The sequence below is a fragment of the Stenotrophomonas sp. STEN018 genome, assembly GCF_056760235.1.
On sequence record NZ_JBRREK010000001.1, the window covers coordinates 163,428 to 179,813 of the forward strand.

Here is a 16,386-nt window from a genome sequence, read left to right on the forward strand (position 1 = left end):
ATCTCCGGCTTTTGGTTCACTCAATATATGTTTTGAGATAAGGAGAGCGTATGAAGACCATCAAGAAAGCAATTGCCAACATCATCTTGTGGACCGTACTACCAACAGCCACGATAGCCGCATTACCAAGTGCTTTGGAAAAGGTTGAAATCATCAAAGAAGCACATCAAAACATCCTTGATCGGGTTTCCTAATGAAACGCCCAGAAGGGTACAGCCCCGAAACGCTGCCAATCCAAGCAACAGTCGATTTGTACGCTGTAGAGCGAACCTTGGAAGTGTCGATGGCCTTTCATCCAGAACACTTCTCCACAATGCTGGAAGCGATCATGGAAACCGAACGACCATTTCAGGACGAAATCTTGTGGCAGATTGCCCACAACTCACTGTTGAAATACTACCCGTCTGAGCATTTGCCAAGCGTTTTTGAGCGTCTTAAAGGGAGTGTTTCAATGTATTCCATTGAAAACACGCTGTGTGTCGCAGAAGCCTTAGGCGAAGAAGGAGTGGCGCAGGTGTTGCGCCAACACGTTGTCAAAGAGCAAAAGCACATGCGTAAACGCATATACAAAGCAATTGGAGCAGAAGAAGCGCAACGCAAAGCGAGGAAGATATGAACGTTGACATATCTCCGGCTTCTGTTTCAATAAATTGTGAACAGAAGAAAAGCCCACGAAAGACGTACTACAAGTGGATTGGAACCAATGGATTGGAAAGTTGGTGGAGCGTGTCAATCCATCGTTACTTGCTTTCTGGCGAACTCCCAAGAGGCTATATGCGTCAATCGTACTTTTCAGGCATGACAAAGAGAATGACTAAACAAGAATACTGCTTAACTCGCAGTCAAATTTTAAAGGAGGTTAGATGAGTAATTACACATATAACGTTGATACATATCCAGTGTTGTGGATTGATGACACATTTTTAAGTCGTTTGAACAAGAAATTGGGTGTCTCTAAGCAGTCACGTCCTGACTTTATTCGAGAAGTTGTATGGGATTTTTTAGAGAGCGGAGAGTTTGACCATGACGAGTTCAAGCGTCTGGATTGTGGAAGGCCGTATCACTCAAAGAAATTAGGAAATAAGACCGTCATTCAGTGCGTGAAGGAGAGGGATTATGTTGTTAAGATTTTTCAGAAGCGCGCAAAGGAATTGGGTATCAGTAAAACCGAGTTGTTCCGATACATTCTTAAACGAGAATTGTTCTAAGAGATAGAAGACCCGCTAATATGCGGGTTTTTTATTGGGCCATTGCTTCGCAACCGCGCTTTCAGCAAGCCCGCGCCACGGTCGCGGCCCTTCGGGTTTCAATCGCTTGTCCACGTTGACTTATCTCCGACTTTTGTTTGACTGAATAGAGTCCACAAAAAAAGGAGAGGGTATGTTTGAATTGCCAAAAGAACTGAGACGAGTTCACCCAATGGATGAATGGTATCGAACGTTTGAAAGCGTGGAGGATGCTGTTAAGTTTATTTGCAATAGACCGGATACATATTCTCAGTTTGCTTGTTTGGCGAGGTATGAAATATGGGAAGAATTTATCAACAATGAACACATGTTCCGTTGCATCAATTATGAACCGCTCCTGAGGGAATACTATGATTTTTATTGCCTGTCGCCGTTTCAATGTCTCTTTCGTATTAGAGATTTGATTGAAAGAGGTTATTCAGCAACGGAACTAATGAAACTTGTCTATCAAATGGAGAAGGATTCAAAGTGCGAATTTGAGCGTCGTACTTATGATGACTTATTTCGATATCTTGGAATAATGAGAATTCGTCAAAACATCATTGATGCCTTAAAAATTCACGTGCCTCATATGTTTTATGGTGGTGATCCATTTATTAGCAGAGGCAATCTGAAAAGAAAAATCTAACTGGGCATTGACATATCTCCGGCTTTTGTTTCACTCAATATATCCAAACAAATAAAGGAGATTGCAATGTCATTTATGCGAAAAGTTATAGCGTCAACACGAACTTTTTTCGTTTCAACACAAGAAGCAGATGAAACAGTCATCCGCGAAATGAACAGATTGATTGCCCCTCAGTTGAACACTGACGTGCTGGACAGTCTTCCAATGAACAAGGAGAGGTTCAACAAACTGATGCGTTATGCAACACCTGTCTTCGCCAAGGAACTCTACAGACGCCATCCTGAGGGCTACGACATCTCAAAAGAGGTGTTCGCAATGAAGAGCCTAAGCCCAAGGGAGTTGGAGAATTTCATTGAAGCGGGGTTGGCGTTGGATGCACGCAATGAGCGCAACGAAAGTCTTCTGTGGCTGATCAAGCCATTGGATTGCTTGATGGAACTCAATGGTTCCGACCGCGTTACTAAAACAAATTTGTGGGAGCGCATTGTTGATGCAGGTGTGTCGTTCAATGAGAAGAACACAGATGGAATGACTCGTTTCTACCGCTACTTTTCGCACTGCGAACATCTTGAAAACTGGGTTGAAGAGGGAGAAGTCAACGGAGATATCAACAACGTCTTTCGGATGCATCTTCAAGCCATCACATGCAATGGACGCTATGACATCGATGCAACGCAAACAGGGCCACAAGGGCAGAGCATTGAACAGGTCTTTGAGGATGCTGGATTGGTTGAACCGTTCTTCAATTGCTTATCGTTGCGCCGGTACTTCCTGTTTCCTGTCACTGATTTGAGCGAACAGGATGTAGATACCTACAAGAAGAGCAGTGACCGTTTGTTCAACGTGATCGTGGAACGTGTCCTTGATGCAGTGTCGGTTGGGCTCCTATCCAATTTCCAACTGAACACATTGCAGTTCCGCTTAGATAAGAAGCGGTTCGAACAGGCCGTGAATTCGAACGTCTGGCTCAAGCGCCAAAGCAAAATGGTGATGCGGGAGGCGTTATGAGTTCTCAGTATGAGACATTAGAAGACGCCGCTTTGATGGGAAATGTTGATGAAGTGAAACGTCTCATTTCCGTCAGTGACCCTAAGGTAAATAACTGTGAGGCTTTGACGAGGGCCGCCCATATGGGTCACAAAGAGTGTATTGAACTCTTGATCCCTGTCAGTGATCCAAAAGCAGGCAGAAGTTGGGCGTTGTATACCGCAATAATGAACGGACACATTGAATGTGTTGAACTCCTGATCCCTGTCAGTGATATTTCCGAGGAAGGCTGTCATGCGCTTTCTGTAGCAGCAGGACATGGACAAAAGGAAATTGTTGAACACCTTTTGCCCTTGTGTGACCCGATGGAATACGAAAGCAGGGCATTGAAATCCGCAGCACGTGCAGGACAAGCAGCAATGGTGGAATTCCTCATCCCTCTCAGCGATCCAATGATCAATGAAAGCATTGCATTAAGGACGGCGGCAGAATTTGGGCAGAAGGAGTGTGTTGAATTGCTGATCCCTGTAAGCGACGTAAGTGCAGCGGTTGAGTACATCAAGTGGAAAGATATCAATGATAGCGGTGACTTTCTGAAATGGAAAGAAAGAAGAAGTATTCAGTTGATCTTTCAAGTGCAGAACGAAATAGAGATGAGGCGTTGCATGGAACGGCTTAAAGTCAAACTTTCAAGGCTCATGGATGATGCGCCAGTCAAAAAACGCAGGATGTAAAACCAGATGAACACCCAATAGAAAGCCCGCCATTGAGCGGGCTTTTTGTTGCCTGCAATCCAGTGCTTGTCCTGTCCCATTGTGCGGAGCAGGAGACGCTTTAAAGACCAAAAGCCGCTTATGAGAATTAAAGTCTCTATCTACTCCGTGCCAAAATAATTGCAATTACTGCGTTGACATATCTCCGACTTTTGTTTGGATGGAATAAGGCAATCACGCCTATTCAAAAAAGGAGAAGATATGAAAAAATCGGTTTTGCCAGACAGCACACAGATAAGTGTAGCAATTTTGAGTTCATCATCATTATTTTTTTGGTCAAGTGTTGCAGCGGTTCTTATTGGCCTGTTCAAGTGGAGTGTTGGTTCGTTCGCAACAGCCCTTGTCGTTGGCCTAATTTTATCATTTGGTTGGTTCGTTTTTTTTATCCTTGCCAGTTGTTTTGAGAATGCTTTTGCGATAGCAAAAAACAAGTGGTTTGTATGATCTATCAGTACAAACCACTTGTTGTGACAATGAGAACATTCGAATTTCTGGAGTATATTGCTGCAAACAATCTCTGGATGATCCGTGATGAAACGGGGTATACACCACTGCACACCGCTGTTGATATGGGACGCACCCAACTTGCTTCACTTATCATCGAAAGCAATCCCGAAACCATCAACGCCATCACATACAAAGGGGAAACGCCACTGCACATCGCCTGCATGTGCCACGATGTCGAATGCACCGATTTGTTACTTGATGCAGGGGCCAATCCACAAGCATTGTCCGTTTACAGTGAAACACCTTACCAAGCGGCAATCGCACAACACGTCAGAGAATTTCTTGATGCCATTCGAACGAAACCTGAGAGTTGGCCGTAATTAAAAAGCCCTGTTCACAGCAGGGCTTATTTGTTTGCAAAAGATATATTGACTTATGCTCAATATCTGTTTTATTGGAGGAAACAAATAATAAGGAGAACGTATATGAAATATTTGATTGCATTGTTGCTTTTGGCTCCCATTTCAGTGCTTGCACTGGACAGTAAAGACACCATTCGTGTGAACGTATCTGTTACCCATTCCTGCAAATTCATCAATGGAACGGCCACATGCACGCCCGGTTCGAAACAACCCGAACAAAAAGTGGTGGAGCGGACCACAGTTGACGACGAGGGAGTCGTTCGACCCATCACCGTTCAAGAATTCATCTATTGAGGGGAGGGTGTATGACGACACTTGCCCTCATCCAAGCCGTTAAGGCTCTCAGTCCACAAGGCATACACACGGCGTACCCCAACGCCAGTTCCAATGCGGTGCTGGTGCTTCCCACCAAAGTGGATGCGTACACCCTCAAAACAGCCTTGACCCAAGACAACGTGTTGGAGTGCTTCCAGACGCCCATCTCACACACGTACAGGACGGCGGTTGCGGTGTACCGTCCCGCATTGGCTACTGTCCTGTTTGCTCACTTCCAGCACCTTGCCCAGATGAGCAGGAAAGCACCGGAGGATCTCCAGAAGAGGCAACTGGACCTGCACAACACTATCCTTGCCCTCGCCAAACACAAGGCTCCCTTGATGGCCGTGGATGGCAACAACAGGACGTTGCTTCACCACGTGGCACAGCACTATGACTCACCTGAACTTGTCGATGCATTGTTGGCTAGTGGTGTTGACCCACAGAAGCAATCGTTCTTTGTCGAACACACTGCATTGGACGAAGCCATTGCACATGGCCACCACCGCATTGCAGAGCGATTGAAGCGGGTTTCCGGGGTGATGGTGCGGCTGCACCACGCAGACCAGAGCGGTTGTCCGTTGCTTCGCAATACAGAGCAGGATGGGCAATGAAATGGATTGATCTACGGCAACAAAGAAGCAATTTCTGAGGAATGGGCATAGGAAACACCCAGCAGAATGCGAACAATCTAGCTAATTTATGAACAACTGAAAAAAATTGAAATAAGATCAAGAAAAAGCTAGGAATTGCAAAAGAGGTGCGATAGAGTCACTTCACGCAAGCACAATTGCTTGTGACAACCAACAAACATAAGGGGTGTTCAAATGGCAACTTTGAAGGAACTGCAGGACAAGCAGAAGAAGGCTCAGGACGAACTGAAGGCTCTTGAAGACCAGATTTCCAAGGAAATGGAGAAGTCCGCAGAGAAGACCTTTGAACAAGTCGTTGCGTTGATCACCGAGTACAAGGCTCACTTCGCACTTCGCCACAAGCGCGCTATCGGCAAGTTGATCGGCATGGAAAAAGAGGTTGAAGCCAACGCTGATGGCACTCCGAAGGAAGCCACCAAGAAGACCCCTTCTGCGAAGAAGGACTACATCCTCAACGACGGCAAGAAGACCCCGTTCCAGTGGGGTGGCAAGGGCCCCAAGCCCGAAGTCGTTACCGCCTTTGAAGCAAGCGAGGCAGGCCAGAAGTTGATTGCGGCAAAAAAACCCACCTACACCCTTGTGGAAGCCCCCAAGGCTGAAACGAAGGCCGACGAGAAGGGTAAGGAACCCGCGAAGGCGTAATCCTTCAAGCACCCCAAGAAACCCGCCCAAGTGGCGGGTTTTTTTGTGCATTGACATATCTCCGGCTTCTGTTTGCATGGATGTAGGCCACAAACAGGAGAACCGATGAACGATGAAATGAAGGACTTGCACAAAGCCATAGAACAGCAGGAATGGGACAACCTCAGGGAGTTACTAAACAGTGGTGTGGATGTCGATACACCGTACAGTCTGAGCCGTTTCGCTGGCTCCACAACGATCCTCAACACGCTCATTGAGCGGCACCACAACGACCTTGCCCTGATGCTTCTGAAGGACCACGGAGCCAGCACAGAGAGCGTTGACGATATGATCAATTGCCCGCCATTGTTTGTTGCCGTCTCGACAGGCAACACAGAGATGGCCCACGCATTGCTAGACCTTGGGGCCAACGTCAACTGTTCATCCACCCTGAGCAACTACGGCATGGAACGAACGTCTGTACTGGGCGTGGCCGTTGAACAGGATTGCTTTGAGATAGCCCAACGGTTGATCGAAATGGGGGCCGACATCAACGACCCAAACCAGAAGCCCATCCTGCATCAAGCGAACAGCGTCAAGATGTGCGAATTGGTCCTATCCAATGGCGCTGCAATCAATGCGGTGAACTTGTCGGCATACAACGACCTGATGGAAACCGCGCTTCACCAGAGCGCGAGGAAGTGCAGGGATGACCTGTCCAAATGCCTCATCGATCACGGAGCAGATACGAAGCGCAAAACGTCTTATGGCAAGTCAGCGGAAGACCTGTCCGAGTTCGTGCGGTCCTATTCCGAGAAGCGAAAACTGGAGCAGGCATTGGGGGACGTGATGCAGGATGCGCCAGTTAAAAAACGCAGGATGTAAGCCAAATGGACAAACAATAGAAAGCCCGCCAGAAATGAGCGGGCTTTTTAGTGTCTGCAATCCAGTGCTTTCCCTGTCCCATTGTGCGGAGCATTGGCGCTTAAATCTCCAAAAGCCGCTTTTGAGCATTGAAGCCTATATCTACTCCGTACCAGCCAGCACCAAGCCATATTGACATATCTCCAAGTTTTGATTGACTGGTTTTAAGAACACACAATCAAGGAGAACAGAATGTCATTGCGCAACGATGTAAATATGAACAAAGATATGCTTTATGATGCGGTAAGTCACAGGGATGTTGAAACGATTGCTAACCTTATTACATTAAAATTTCCCAAGGAATTATACAGTTGGGCTTTAATAAATGCCGCACAATATGGATACAAAGAATGCGTTGAGTTGCTTATCCCTGTCAGTGATCCAAAAATAGAAGACAGTTGGGCTTTGATTAAGGCTGCGCAAAATGGGCACAAAGACATTGTAGAAATGCTTATCCCTTTCAGTGATCCGAAAGCATATGAAAGTAGGGCATTGCAAAGTGCTGCCGAAAACGGACGTGCTGAGATTGTCGAAATCCTCATCCCTTTCAGTGACCCAAAAGCAAGTTGTAATGCAGCCTTGATTTATGCAGCACAGCAGGGACACAAAGAGTGCGTCGAACTTCTGATCCCTGTAAGTGATCTAAAAGACAATAGCACTCAAGCATTGATCATGGCTGCATATAATGGACATAAAGAGTGTGTGGAACTTCTGATCCCTGTCAGTAATGTAAATCATATATTAAACAAATTGGGAGGGGTGGAAAGTATGGAATTGATACGAGATGTGTTGCAAGAAATGGAAGCAAAACATTGCAATGAACATCTCACTGCTGAACTTTTAGATGTCATCGAACAAGCCCCTGCCAAGAAACGCAGGATGTAAAACCAGATGAACACCCAATAGAAAGCCCGCCATTGAGCGGGCTTTTTGTTGCCTGCAATCCAGTGCTTGCCCTATCCCGTTGTGCGGAGCAGGAGACGCTTTAAAGACCAAAAGCCGCTTATGAGAATTAAAGTCTCTATCTACTCCGTACCTATCCACCCAAGGATTTACCCATTGACATATCTCGCTCTTTTGCTTCACTGAAATCACCACAACTGAAAGGAGAGCAAGATGCGTGAAAAAATAGAGAACGTCTTTGATCAATTGATACAGGAACGCGACTTCCTAAGACCCTTCGGGAACATTGGGCGATTGGCCGCAGCGTTAAGCGTGATGTTCTGGCTCGCAGCATTCATCACCAAGACTTACTTCCAATAAGGAGCCAGCCATGAAAATCACACAAGCGGAAATCTTCAATGTGCAACGGTACGACCTTAAACATATCTCAGGGTTTGAATTCGATGTTCGGTTCACTTGCATCAAAGAGAGCGGTGGTGCCGTTCAACACCTGAACCATGTTGTCGAGCAGGACGACTATCTGTTCATCCAGCAACACGAGGAACTGAGCGAGGAACAGATGTATCAAGCATTGGTCCTTGTCATTCCCGATGACTTCAAAAGGCACAGATGGGACATCGTAAAGAACGCAGAACTGATGGATTGGGCAAGAGACAACTATCAATCCATTCTGATACGGGACAACACGCTCATGGCCGGTCGGGAATACTTCGCACCCGAAGATCAACACCAGATGCCACCAGCAGACTCCTACATCATCGATGTGAACAACTTCAAACCCACTGTGATGAACTATCTTCCCATCACAAAGTTGTCAGAACTCATGTCGGTGCTGGACCAACCCAAACAACTGGGAGCAATGATTGAAGCCTATGTTCAAGCCATGCAAAACAGCAAGAACATCGAGACTGACAATGATGCATCAAACCTATTCTCTGATATCTAGCAGATAGCCCAATGATCACCCAATAGAAAGCCCGCCAATGAGCGGGCTTTTTCGTCCTTGACATATCTCAACTATTTGAAAGACTCAAATATGTTCAGAAATAAGGAGAAGCGCATGGGTTTGATGAACAAGGTACTGGCTCAGTTAAAGATGTTGATCAAGAATAGAACTGGGATAGATTTTGGAGTCGAAGAAACGAAAATCGTTGAATGGGACGACTTTGTAAATGCCCATCAATTATTTGAAGAAGCAGTTCGAACAGGTGATGCTGATGCAGTTAAAAAACTCTTTCCGTTCGTTGGAGATTATAAAGGTCATTACGTTAAAGATGCTGCACAGAATGGTCATAAAGACATCGTTGAGTTGCTTATTCCATACTGTATTTATGAGGATGATTGCAACTTGGCGTTACAGTATGCAGCAGACAATGGCTACATAAACATCGTTGAATTGCTGTTGCCTCATAGCAATCCAAAAGCAAATGAGAGCGTCGCATTGCAGTGGGCTGCGCAAAATGGGCACAGAGAGATTGTTGAATTGCTGTTGCCTCATAGCAATCCAAAAGCACATGACAGTCAGGCTTTGATAAAGGCTGCGCAAAATGGGCACAAAGAAATTGTTGAACTCCTGATCCCTCACTGCGATCCAAAAGCAAGAAAAAGTCAGGCATTGTTCTTTTCAGGAATTTACGGACATACCGATGTCTTTGAACTATTGCTTCCACACTGTGATTTAGAGATGGCCAGAAGTTGTGACTATCTTAATGATGTATGTATGGAATTGCTTATAGAATATGAAGCAAAAGAGTGCAAAGAACGCCTTAACGCTGAACTCTCCGACATCATCGAACAAGCCCCTACAAAGAAGCGCAGGATGTAGAAAACCATGAACAATCGATAGAAAGCCCGCCAATCAGCGGGCTTTTTTGTGTCTGCAATTCAGTGTAATCCTGATCCCTGTGAGCATTTCAGGGCTTTCCCTGTCCCGATGTGCGGAGCAGGAGACGCTTTAAAGACCAAAAGCCGCTTTTGAGAATTAACAGCCTCTTTCTACTCCGTACCTATCAACCCAAGGTTTAACCCATTGACATATCTCGCTCTTTTGCTTGGATGAAAGGAGGCAATTACGCCATTCAAAAGGAGATATCAATGACACATTCAACACCAGCCGATGACTTGCTGCTTCAAACAGTTATCCATCAAGACGCAGCAAACATGCTCATTCACGCAATTGAAGAGGGATTAAGCCCGAACTACCCGTTGAACTACTACACATCACCCCTAGTGATGGCCTGCATGCGAGAAGCCTACTTCTGCACCCAAGCACTTATCAATGCACGCGCTGATATCTTCGTTACCGATGATTTCGGTAAAAACATCCTTCACAACATCTCCTGCTTCAACGACAGAAAGATGCTCGAGTTCGTTGAATACTTTGTGGAGCAGGGTGTCAGTCTCAACGCTCAAAACCATGTAGGTGCTTCACCTTTGCACAGCGCAGCGGTGTCAGATGACCTCAATAAAGCCATTCTTTTGTTGGATATGGGCGCTGATCCAAATGCAGAAAACGCAGAGATGACAACGCCAATCTTTGAGACAACCAATCACCAGATTGTGCAGTTGATGATTGCACATGGTGCAGACCCCAATCACAAGAACGCCTATGGGGAAAACCCATTGCATCACTGTCCATCCTATCAATGCGTTAAAGCACTGGTGGAAAGCGGGGCTGATGTCAATGCGCTCAACAAAGAAGGGGTTTCTCCATTGCTTACCATGATCGATTTGGGAAGCCAAGACAGTTCTGATGCAGCCATATATCTCATCAAACATGGTGCAGAGATGAACACCAATTTGATTGATCCCAACATTGCAAACGCAAACGATTACTTCGATACCATCATGTCGTGCTACGAACGCTCACAATCTGAGAAACAACAACAACATTTGATGAATGAAATCAACAAAGATTATGAGAAAGCACACGTTAGAGCAAGAAAACTGTGAATTACCAATCAATTTTGAACATTGGTTGAAATAAAACATATATTGAGTATTGCTAAATAAATGATTTCTGTTTAACTGAATGAAAGACAACAAAAGGAGAGCGTTATGAATATCGATCAATCAATACAAAAGTTAAGAGCAAATGGGTACTACGAGTTGAACGAACACATCACATTGTGGACAAGTGTGGGTGTATTGAACGAAATGGATTTCTACTTTGAGCGTGGACGATTGGATATTTTGATGGAGCGTTGGGACTTTTGCGAAGATTTGAGCAGCCCTTTCTACTACACAACCAAAGAGCAATCCCTTACTCCCGTATCACGTGATGATGTCGAATGGATGCTTAGACAAATGAATGAGTTGCAAAAGGCTGCATAACAATGAAGACAAACAATAGAAAAGCCCCACACAGTTGGGGTTTTTTTGTGGCTGGATGAAACGTCAAAAGCAACTAATGGATATTAAAACAATTCATCAAATGCACAAATCAAAAACAAAAACTGCGAAGTAACCCGCAAATTTAAACATTGGTTGAAATAAAACATATATTGAGTATTGCTAAATAAATGTTTTCTGTTTTAATAATTACATAGACAAAGAAAAGGAGATATCAATGAACGCACTTATTAAATTCACACTTGTTTTATTGTTGGCAATCGTTGGAATAAGCACGGCTGTTTTTGCATTCACTGAACTGACAACACGTATCTATTCGCTTGAAGTGCTGGGAGACAGCGCTGACGCACGTTTTACCAAAGACCTGTACAAATAAGGAGAAAACTATGCACATCCAACCAGCCCGCTACGAACTCAAAGACAAACGTGCGGTCAAGCGATTGAAGAAACTGGCATCTATCAAGCGCAAACGGCAATACAAGTAAGACCCGAAACAAACCCTCTCAAACAACTAAGGAACGACTATGACAAACACAACAACACAAAAACTTTTCAATGCCATCATCGACTGCAACCCCTCAGAAGTTCAGTCTCTTTTGAACACGCACGCCCCATTTGAACGAACAGTCCTTGTGAACAACCGTCTTAGCCATCTGGATTTGACACCAATCTTTGTGGCTTGCGGATTGTGGCGGAAGGCTAAGACAGAGAAGAACAGTGATCTTGCTTCGAAGTACAACACCATTGTTGAAGCGTTGGTTGATGCAGGTTGTTCACTCACTACACCTGTTCAACGCAAACTCAACCGCATAACAAAATCGTTGGACAGCGCAACAGGTGTCACTTTGGCTCAGGAGTTCGGTAGAAATCTTCCACAGTGCATTGTGATCGAAATGGAACTGTCAACACGTGTTCGTCAATCAGGGAAGGATGCAGAAGCATTGATTGCTGGCATCATTGGAGAAACAGAAGAAGACTTCTATGCATAAGCGAACGGATGATATGAAAGAGCCCGCCAATGAGCGGGCTTTTTTATGTGGCTGGATGAAAGTCAAAAGAAACTATTGAAAGTTTAATAACATCATCCAAAACATAAATCAATAATAAAAACTGCGAAGTAATCCGCAAATTTGAACATTGGTTGAAATAAAACATATATTGAGTATTGCTAAATAAATGTTTTCTGTTTAAATAAACATATAGACAAACAAAAGGAGAGTTGATATGAGCATGCAAGATAAATTGGCAATATTCGAAGTCAGATCAACGCTGGTGATCAATGGTATTTCGATCATCACCGCACTCATAACAGGCTTTGCAATTCTAGCCAGCATCACCAACTGATCACAATTACAAATTAAAAAGGAACGACTATGAAAAACATCTTAAAAAAACGAAAATTCACATTGATTGGCCGCAGCCCATCCGAGTACCACATTTGGCGTGGCTTGTTCTATGCATCGGTCGGTGCATTTGTCTACGCGCTCTTCTATGTCTCATTTGTTGAAGTCAACGATCACAGTGTTTACGCATTGAGCGAGAAGGAAGAAATCTGCTGGCAGATCAAAGACAACGGTGGTCTTGTTGATGGCAAGTGCTACGACATGAAGTGAGGTGTCTATGAAAACTCTTGAACACCTTTTGACATCAATCACTATTGCCACACTCACCAATAATAGGTTCCTGCGAAACAAGGTTGTCCAGTTCGCTACGCTCTCCATTGCCGTTTCAGGGGCAACACACGCATCCATTGCGATGACCAACTCTCAGTTCACAGGCTTGTTGACCTTCACGGCGTTGTCTTGCCTGTCAATGATCTTCGCTGTATCAGCGCATGTGTTTGTCCAGAACTCCATTTGGTTTGATGAGCGGATCAACTGGGAACAATGATCAATGGAAAACACAGACTAGAAGGCCACCAATGCGGTGGCCTTTTTTGTTAGGGGAGGGATGAAATCTTCTGGAGCAAATCCAAGTAGCGGTTCAAGAAGGACTCTCTGTCCAATCCAGCCGTTCCACCAAGCAACTGATGTTCCATTGTTCGCAGTTCGTCACGCCAGCGTTGGGCTTGAACCGTCCGCCTGTAGCGTTCCCTGTTTTGGATGGTTCGTGGGTTCGTGGATAGACCTTGTTTGACAGGTTCTACCTGACCTTTTCTGTTCTTCCGTTGATGGTTGTGCGTGATGGTGTTGTACGTCAGACGCCAATCAGCCCTGTACTCATCCGTTCGCTCTTCCACAATGCTGTGTGAGTTCTTCACTTCCACAACCAATCCGTTCTCTTCAATCATCCCCCACACGACATCCAACAACTTTTCTTTGGGGAACTGGTAGAGCGTGAATGAAGGATTGCTTGTCTGGATTTCACTTCCATACGCGAAGAATTTGAGCAGCGCCTTGACCTCGCCCATGCGTTTCTCAGAGCCACAGTGACGGGACATGCCGATGAGTACACCCAACTCATTGTGTTGAACGTAGACCTTGAACCGTTCGAATTTGACGCGTTCCAGAATGGCTTTCTCAACGCGCTTGACTCTTCCGTTGGTCGGAACAGCAGTCAGATGGTGGGATGACACCAAGAAGGCCCGAAGCCGTTTCTCAAGCAATGCTTCTGTGTGAGTTGCAGAAACCGTTGAGGAATTGTTGACGATGGCGCTAAACCCGTCGCAGTTCACGTAAGCAGCACGGCACTTCCAACACACGGGGATGTTGTTTTCTTTATCACGTCTTCCACCAAGTTCCTCAGGAACAAGTTGGATAACAGCCCACGTTCGTGATTTATCAAAATCGATTGGTGTACGGCAATACGCACAACCACCACCATACAAATTGAAGACAGCAGCACGTTCGTACTTTGGAATTCTTCTCTCCCGTTTCGCATCGTACTTATTCATGACTGACAAAAACGCTTGTATCACTGTACTCATAAGACCTCCTTTTTTTTTCAGTGAAACAAAAAAGGAAGGTAAGTCAATGGCAATACTCTATTTCAGTTCTAAATACTCAAATATAAGAAACAGTGTGGTTTGGGGTTGGCTCTCTCTACTCTGTTCGTTGGTGCTGTGTGGCTGTACTCATCAAACATATATTGAGCGGTTCCGTTTTTGAAAACTCACCGTCGATCACTTTGGGCCAGTCAAAAAATGGACAGTCAAAGCGAAGGCTCGCTCATTGGATGGAAGGCAATTGGAGAACAGGACAAGAAGGACGGCGAAAGAATTTGTATCAGTTTCCGTGAAGTAGGAACAGCAAGGGCAGGGCACTGGAAGCAAAAAGGAAGCAATAGGAACAGCGGAATGTGGAGCAATGGAGCAAAAGCAGGTGAAGCAGGATCAAGAACGGAAAACAAAAACAGGAGCAAAGCCGAAAATCAGAGCAAGAGAAAGAGCGGTGAAGCGGTGAGGCGAAATCAAAACCGAAAAATCAGGAGCAACACCACAGGCCAAGGCAAAGCAGGAGCAATAAAGCAAGAGCCATGAAGCCGTTGAAGCGTTTGAAGATCAAAAGCAGAGTCAGAAGCAAAAGAAGAGCAGGAGCAAGGGCAGAGGCAGAGCAAAAGAAAAATCAAAAGAAAAAACAAAAACAGAGGCAAAGGAAAAATCAAAAGCCGAGGGGATGAAGGTTTGGGGCTCGGGTGTTTTGACGAGTAAAAGATATGCACATGTCGCACCTATGGTTTTTGTGCACGTATATACGTTTTACCTGAAAAATGCCCAAGAGCCTTGCGTGGCAATGCTTTTGACGTATTACGCTTTTGAATACGGGGTTGCTATTGAATTGGGTCAAAACCCGCACCAAATATAGGATTTTGACGTATTGACATATCTCATTGTTTTGTTTGAATGGAATTAGGCAGATAAGGAGGTGAAAATGGCAAAAACAAAAATAAGTGCAAATCTTGATTCAACTGTTTATGACAAGGTGCGAGCATTGGCGGATGAAAAAAGTATTTCCTATACCGATGTTTTGACGGCGGCGCTCACTTACTACTTTACGTTTGATGATGCAACGCATTCAATCAATAACATTGAGAAGATTGTTGGAAATTCTTTTGATGAGATTAGGAAGCAACTGGTTGATATGAGAATGCAACTTGTCTCAATGCAAAAGTGGACAGAAGAGGAAACAAAGCGACAAATTGCAAACGCGGTTGAAGATATCAAGTCAGACTCACTTGTCTTAAAGCAAGAAATCTACGAAAGCGTTAAAGCAGAAGTTGGTACGGCAGTTCAAAGACACATCAAAATTGCAACGCGCAACTTTGAATTGACACAAGCGAAGTTGGACAGCCTTGCAGGTGGTGGCATCACGCATCATGAAGTCGAAAAAAATACAAGTCCCCGAAGAGATGGCGGTGGAATTGGTGGTAACAGCAACTTGTCCATCTCGCCCAACAAATAATCCATAACAAAAGAAAGGAGTATCACATATGAAAAAAACGATTTTGAGTTTAGTAATCAGCGCAATGTTGTTATCCGTCTCGACGGTAGCCGTGGCGCAATCAGTAGAGAACGAAGAGAGAACCGCAAAATCTGGCCGCATTGGCTGTGTTGCCGGTGCTGTGCTGGGCGGTGTGCTGGGAAACAAGTTGTTCAAGGACAACAAGACAGTGGGCACAGCAGCAGGAGCAGGAATTGGATGCGCAGGCGGAAACTTCTTGGGCAAGAAGTGGAGCAAAGCACGTCAGTTGAAAGAGTTCCAAGAGGCTCAAGAGCAAGCCAAGGCCGCAGGATTGGCGGCAGAGGTCACTTCAAAGGTATCAACGGATGAAGACGGCAAGGCCACGCAAGAACTGGACGCGATGGTCATTGGATACAACCCAAATGACATGGCTCCTATCACTGCAAAAACATCTGCCGTATTCGACAAGATCGCGGAGATTTCGAAGCGGTCGAAAGTTCAGTTGACCTTTGCGTTCCACGGAACAACACACTGTGAAGTTCCAATGGCCGAGTTGGCCCGACGCAATGCATTGAGTGGTTCGGGTGTCGAACACCGTGTTGATATGCGTTGCGGTGCTGGTGAAGGAAAGATTGTTATCTCACCCATTCCAGAAGTGAAATAACCATGAGTCAATCGAAACAGGGGGCTTGGGTAAAGCCCCCATTGTTTCTCA

At 45.1% G+C, this 16,386-nt stretch carries 26 protein-coding genes; 25 read left to right on the top strand and 1 reads right to left on the bottom strand.

Going from position 1 to position 16,386, the window contains the following annotated elements:
• Positions 1-50: 50 nt before the first annotated feature.
• The 21 genes from ACVOMB_RS00815 to ACVOMB_RS00915 all read left to right on the top strand — a co-directional run bounded on the left by ACVOMB_RS00815 (position 51) and on the right by ACVOMB_RS00915 (position 13,161).
• Positions 51-194 (top strand): hypothetical protein, encoded by a 144-nt coding sequence (locus ACVOMB_RS00815; protein ID WP_481529492.1) that lies wholly within the window; start codon positions 51-53, stop codon positions 192-194.
• Positions 194-616: a hypothetical protein gene (locus ACVOMB_RS00820; protein WP_481529493.1), complete on the top strand. Its 423-nt coding sequence runs from the start codon at positions 194-196 to the stop codon at positions 614-616. The genes ACVOMB_RS00815 and ACVOMB_RS00820 overlap by 1 nt, the downstream gene beginning before the upstream one ends.
• A 247-nt stretch (positions 617-863) precedes the next feature.
• Positions 864-1,208 carry a hypothetical protein gene (locus tag ACVOMB_RS00825; protein ID WP_481529494.1) on the top strand — a complete coding sequence of 115 codons (345 nt, stop codon included), beginning with the start codon at positions 864-866 and terminating at the stop codon, positions 1,206-1,208.
• A gap of 172 nt (positions 1,209-1,380) precedes the next feature.
• Positions 1,381-1,875: a hypothetical protein gene (locus tag ACVOMB_RS00830; protein WP_481529495.1), complete on the top strand. Its 495-nt coding sequence runs from the start codon at positions 1,381-1,383 to the stop codon at positions 1,873-1,875.
• A 66-nt stretch (positions 1,876-1,941) separates the two neighbouring features.
• Complete coding sequence (locus tag ACVOMB_RS00835; protein ID WP_481529496.1) at positions 1,942-2,883, top strand: hypothetical protein; 942 nt, start codon at positions 1,942-1,944, stop codon at positions 2,881-2,883.
• Positions 2,880-3,596 carry an ankyrin repeat domain-containing protein gene (locus ACVOMB_RS00840; protein WP_481529497.1) on the top strand — a complete coding sequence of 239 codons (717 nt, stop codon included), beginning with the start codon at positions 2,880-2,882 and terminating at the stop codon, positions 3,594-3,596. Before ACVOMB_RS00835 ends, ACVOMB_RS00840 begins: the two co-directional genes overlap by 4 nt.
• Before the next feature lie 240 nt (positions 3,597-3,836).
• On the top strand, positions 3,837-4,079 hold the full coding sequence (locus ACVOMB_RS00845) for a hypothetical protein (protein WP_481529498.1): 243 nt from the start codon (positions 3,837-3,839) through the stop codon (positions 4,077-4,079).
• The gene (locus ACVOMB_RS00850; protein WP_481529499.1) at positions 4,076-4,462 is read left to right on the top strand and encodes an ankyrin repeat domain-containing protein; all 387 of its coding nucleotides are present in this window, start codon (positions 4,076-4,078) and stop codon (positions 4,460-4,462) included. Before ACVOMB_RS00845 ends, ACVOMB_RS00850 begins: the two co-directional genes overlap by 4 nt.
• Positions 4,463-4,567: 105 nt before the next feature.
• Positions 4,568-4,798: a hypothetical protein gene (locus ACVOMB_RS00855; RefSeq protein ID WP_481529500.1), complete on the top strand. Its 231-nt coding sequence runs from the start codon at positions 4,568-4,570 to the stop codon at positions 4,796-4,798.
• Between the two features lie 11 nt (positions 4,799-4,809).
• Positions 4,810-5,433, top strand: coding sequence for a hypothetical protein (locus ACVOMB_RS00860; RefSeq protein ID WP_481529501.1), 624 nt, complete (start codon positions 4,810-4,812; stop codon positions 5,431-5,433).
• 222 nt (positions 5,434-5,655) lie between these two features.
• The gene (locus ACVOMB_RS00865) at positions 5,656-6,114 is read left to right on the top strand and encodes a hypothetical protein (protein ID WP_481529502.1); all 459 of its coding nucleotides are present in this window, start codon (positions 5,656-5,658) and stop codon (positions 6,112-6,114) included.
• Positions 6,115-6,219: 105 nt separating this feature from the next.
• Positions 6,220-6,978: an ankyrin repeat domain-containing protein gene (locus tag ACVOMB_RS00870; RefSeq protein ID WP_481529503.1), complete on the top strand. Its 759-nt coding sequence runs from the start codon at positions 6,220-6,222 to the stop codon at positions 6,976-6,978.
• A 231-nt stretch (positions 6,979-7,209) separates the two neighbouring features.
• Positions 7,210-7,902, top strand: coding sequence for an ankyrin repeat domain-containing protein (locus ACVOMB_RS00875; RefSeq protein ID WP_481529504.1), 693 nt, complete (start codon positions 7,210-7,212; stop codon positions 7,900-7,902).
• Positions 7,903-8,290: 388 nt separating this feature from the next.
• Positions 8,291-8,866, top strand: a complete 576-nt coding sequence (locus ACVOMB_RS00880; protein ID WP_481529505.1) for a hypothetical protein — start codon at positions 8,291-8,293, stop codon at positions 8,864-8,866.
• A 114-nt stretch (positions 8,867-8,980) separates the two neighbouring features.
• Complete coding sequence (locus ACVOMB_RS00885; RefSeq protein ID WP_481529506.1) at positions 8,981-9,745, top strand: ankyrin repeat domain-containing protein; 765 nt, start codon at positions 8,981-8,983, stop codon at positions 9,743-9,745.
• 269 nt (positions 9,746-10,014) lie between these two features.
• Complete coding sequence (locus ACVOMB_RS00890) at positions 10,015-10,872, top strand: ankyrin repeat domain-containing protein (RefSeq protein ID WP_481529507.1); 858 nt, start codon at positions 10,015-10,017, stop codon at positions 10,870-10,872.
• 105 nt (positions 10,873-10,977) lie between these two features.
• Entirely contained in the window at positions 10,978-11,253 is a 276-nt protein-coding gene (locus tag ACVOMB_RS00895) for a hypothetical protein (RefSeq protein WP_481529508.1), read from the top strand.
• Positions 11,254-11,488: 235 nt separating this feature from the next.
• Positions 11,489-11,647 (top strand): hypothetical protein, encoded by a 159-nt coding sequence (locus tag ACVOMB_RS00900; protein ID WP_481529509.1) that lies wholly within the window; start codon positions 11,489-11,491, stop codon positions 11,645-11,647.
• A 148-nt stretch (positions 11,648-11,795) separates the two neighbouring features.
• A complete protein-coding gene (locus tag ACVOMB_RS00905; protein WP_481529510.1) occupies positions 11,796-12,260 on the top strand; it encodes a hypothetical protein in 465 nt (154 codons plus the stop codon).
• A gap of 384 nt (positions 12,261-12,644) precedes the next feature.
• The gene (locus ACVOMB_RS00910) at positions 12,645-12,884 is read left to right on the top strand and encodes a hypothetical protein (RefSeq protein WP_481529511.1); all 240 of its coding nucleotides are present in this window, start codon (positions 12,645-12,647) and stop codon (positions 12,882-12,884) included.
• Between the two features lie 7 nt (positions 12,885-12,891).
• Positions 12,892-13,161 (top strand): hypothetical protein, encoded by a 270-nt coding sequence (locus ACVOMB_RS00915; protein ID WP_481529512.1) that lies wholly within the window; start codon positions 12,892-12,894, stop codon positions 13,159-13,161.
• Between the two features lie 49 nt (positions 13,162-13,210).
• On the opposite strand, the gene ACVOMB_RS00920 is transcribed toward ACVOMB_RS00915, so the two are convergent.
• Complete coding sequence (locus ACVOMB_RS00920) at positions 13,211-14,197, bottom strand: hypothetical protein (RefSeq protein WP_481529513.1); 987 nt, start codon at positions 14,195-14,197, stop codon at positions 13,211-13,213.
• Positions 14,198-14,413: 216 nt separating this feature from the next.
• On the opposite strand from ACVOMB_RS00920, the gene ACVOMB_RS00925 reads away from it, so the two are divergent.
• The 4 genes from ACVOMB_RS00925 (at position 14,414) to ACVOMB_RS00940 (ending at position 16,335) form a co-directional block, all read left to right on the top strand.
• Positions 14,414-14,749: a hypothetical protein gene (locus ACVOMB_RS00925; protein ID WP_481529514.1), complete on the top strand. Its 336-nt coding sequence runs from the start codon at positions 14,414-14,416 to the stop codon at positions 14,747-14,749.
• Positions 14,746-14,889, top strand: a complete 144-nt coding sequence (locus ACVOMB_RS00930) for a hypothetical protein (protein WP_481529515.1) — start codon at positions 14,746-14,748, stop codon at positions 14,887-14,889. Before ACVOMB_RS00925 ends, ACVOMB_RS00930 begins: the two co-directional genes overlap by 4 nt.
• Positions 14,890-15,140: 251 nt before the next feature.
• Positions 15,141-15,671 carry a hypothetical protein gene (locus ACVOMB_RS00935; protein WP_481529516.1) on the top strand — a complete coding sequence of 177 codons (531 nt, stop codon included), beginning with the start codon at positions 15,141-15,143 and terminating at the stop codon, positions 15,669-15,671.
• A gap of 28 nt (positions 15,672-15,699) precedes the next feature.
• Positions 15,700-16,335, top strand: a complete 636-nt coding sequence (locus tag ACVOMB_RS00940) for a glycine zipper 2TM domain-containing protein (RefSeq protein ID WP_481529517.1) — start codon at positions 15,700-15,702, stop codon at positions 16,333-16,335.
• Positions 16,336-16,386: the final 51 nt, after the last annotated feature.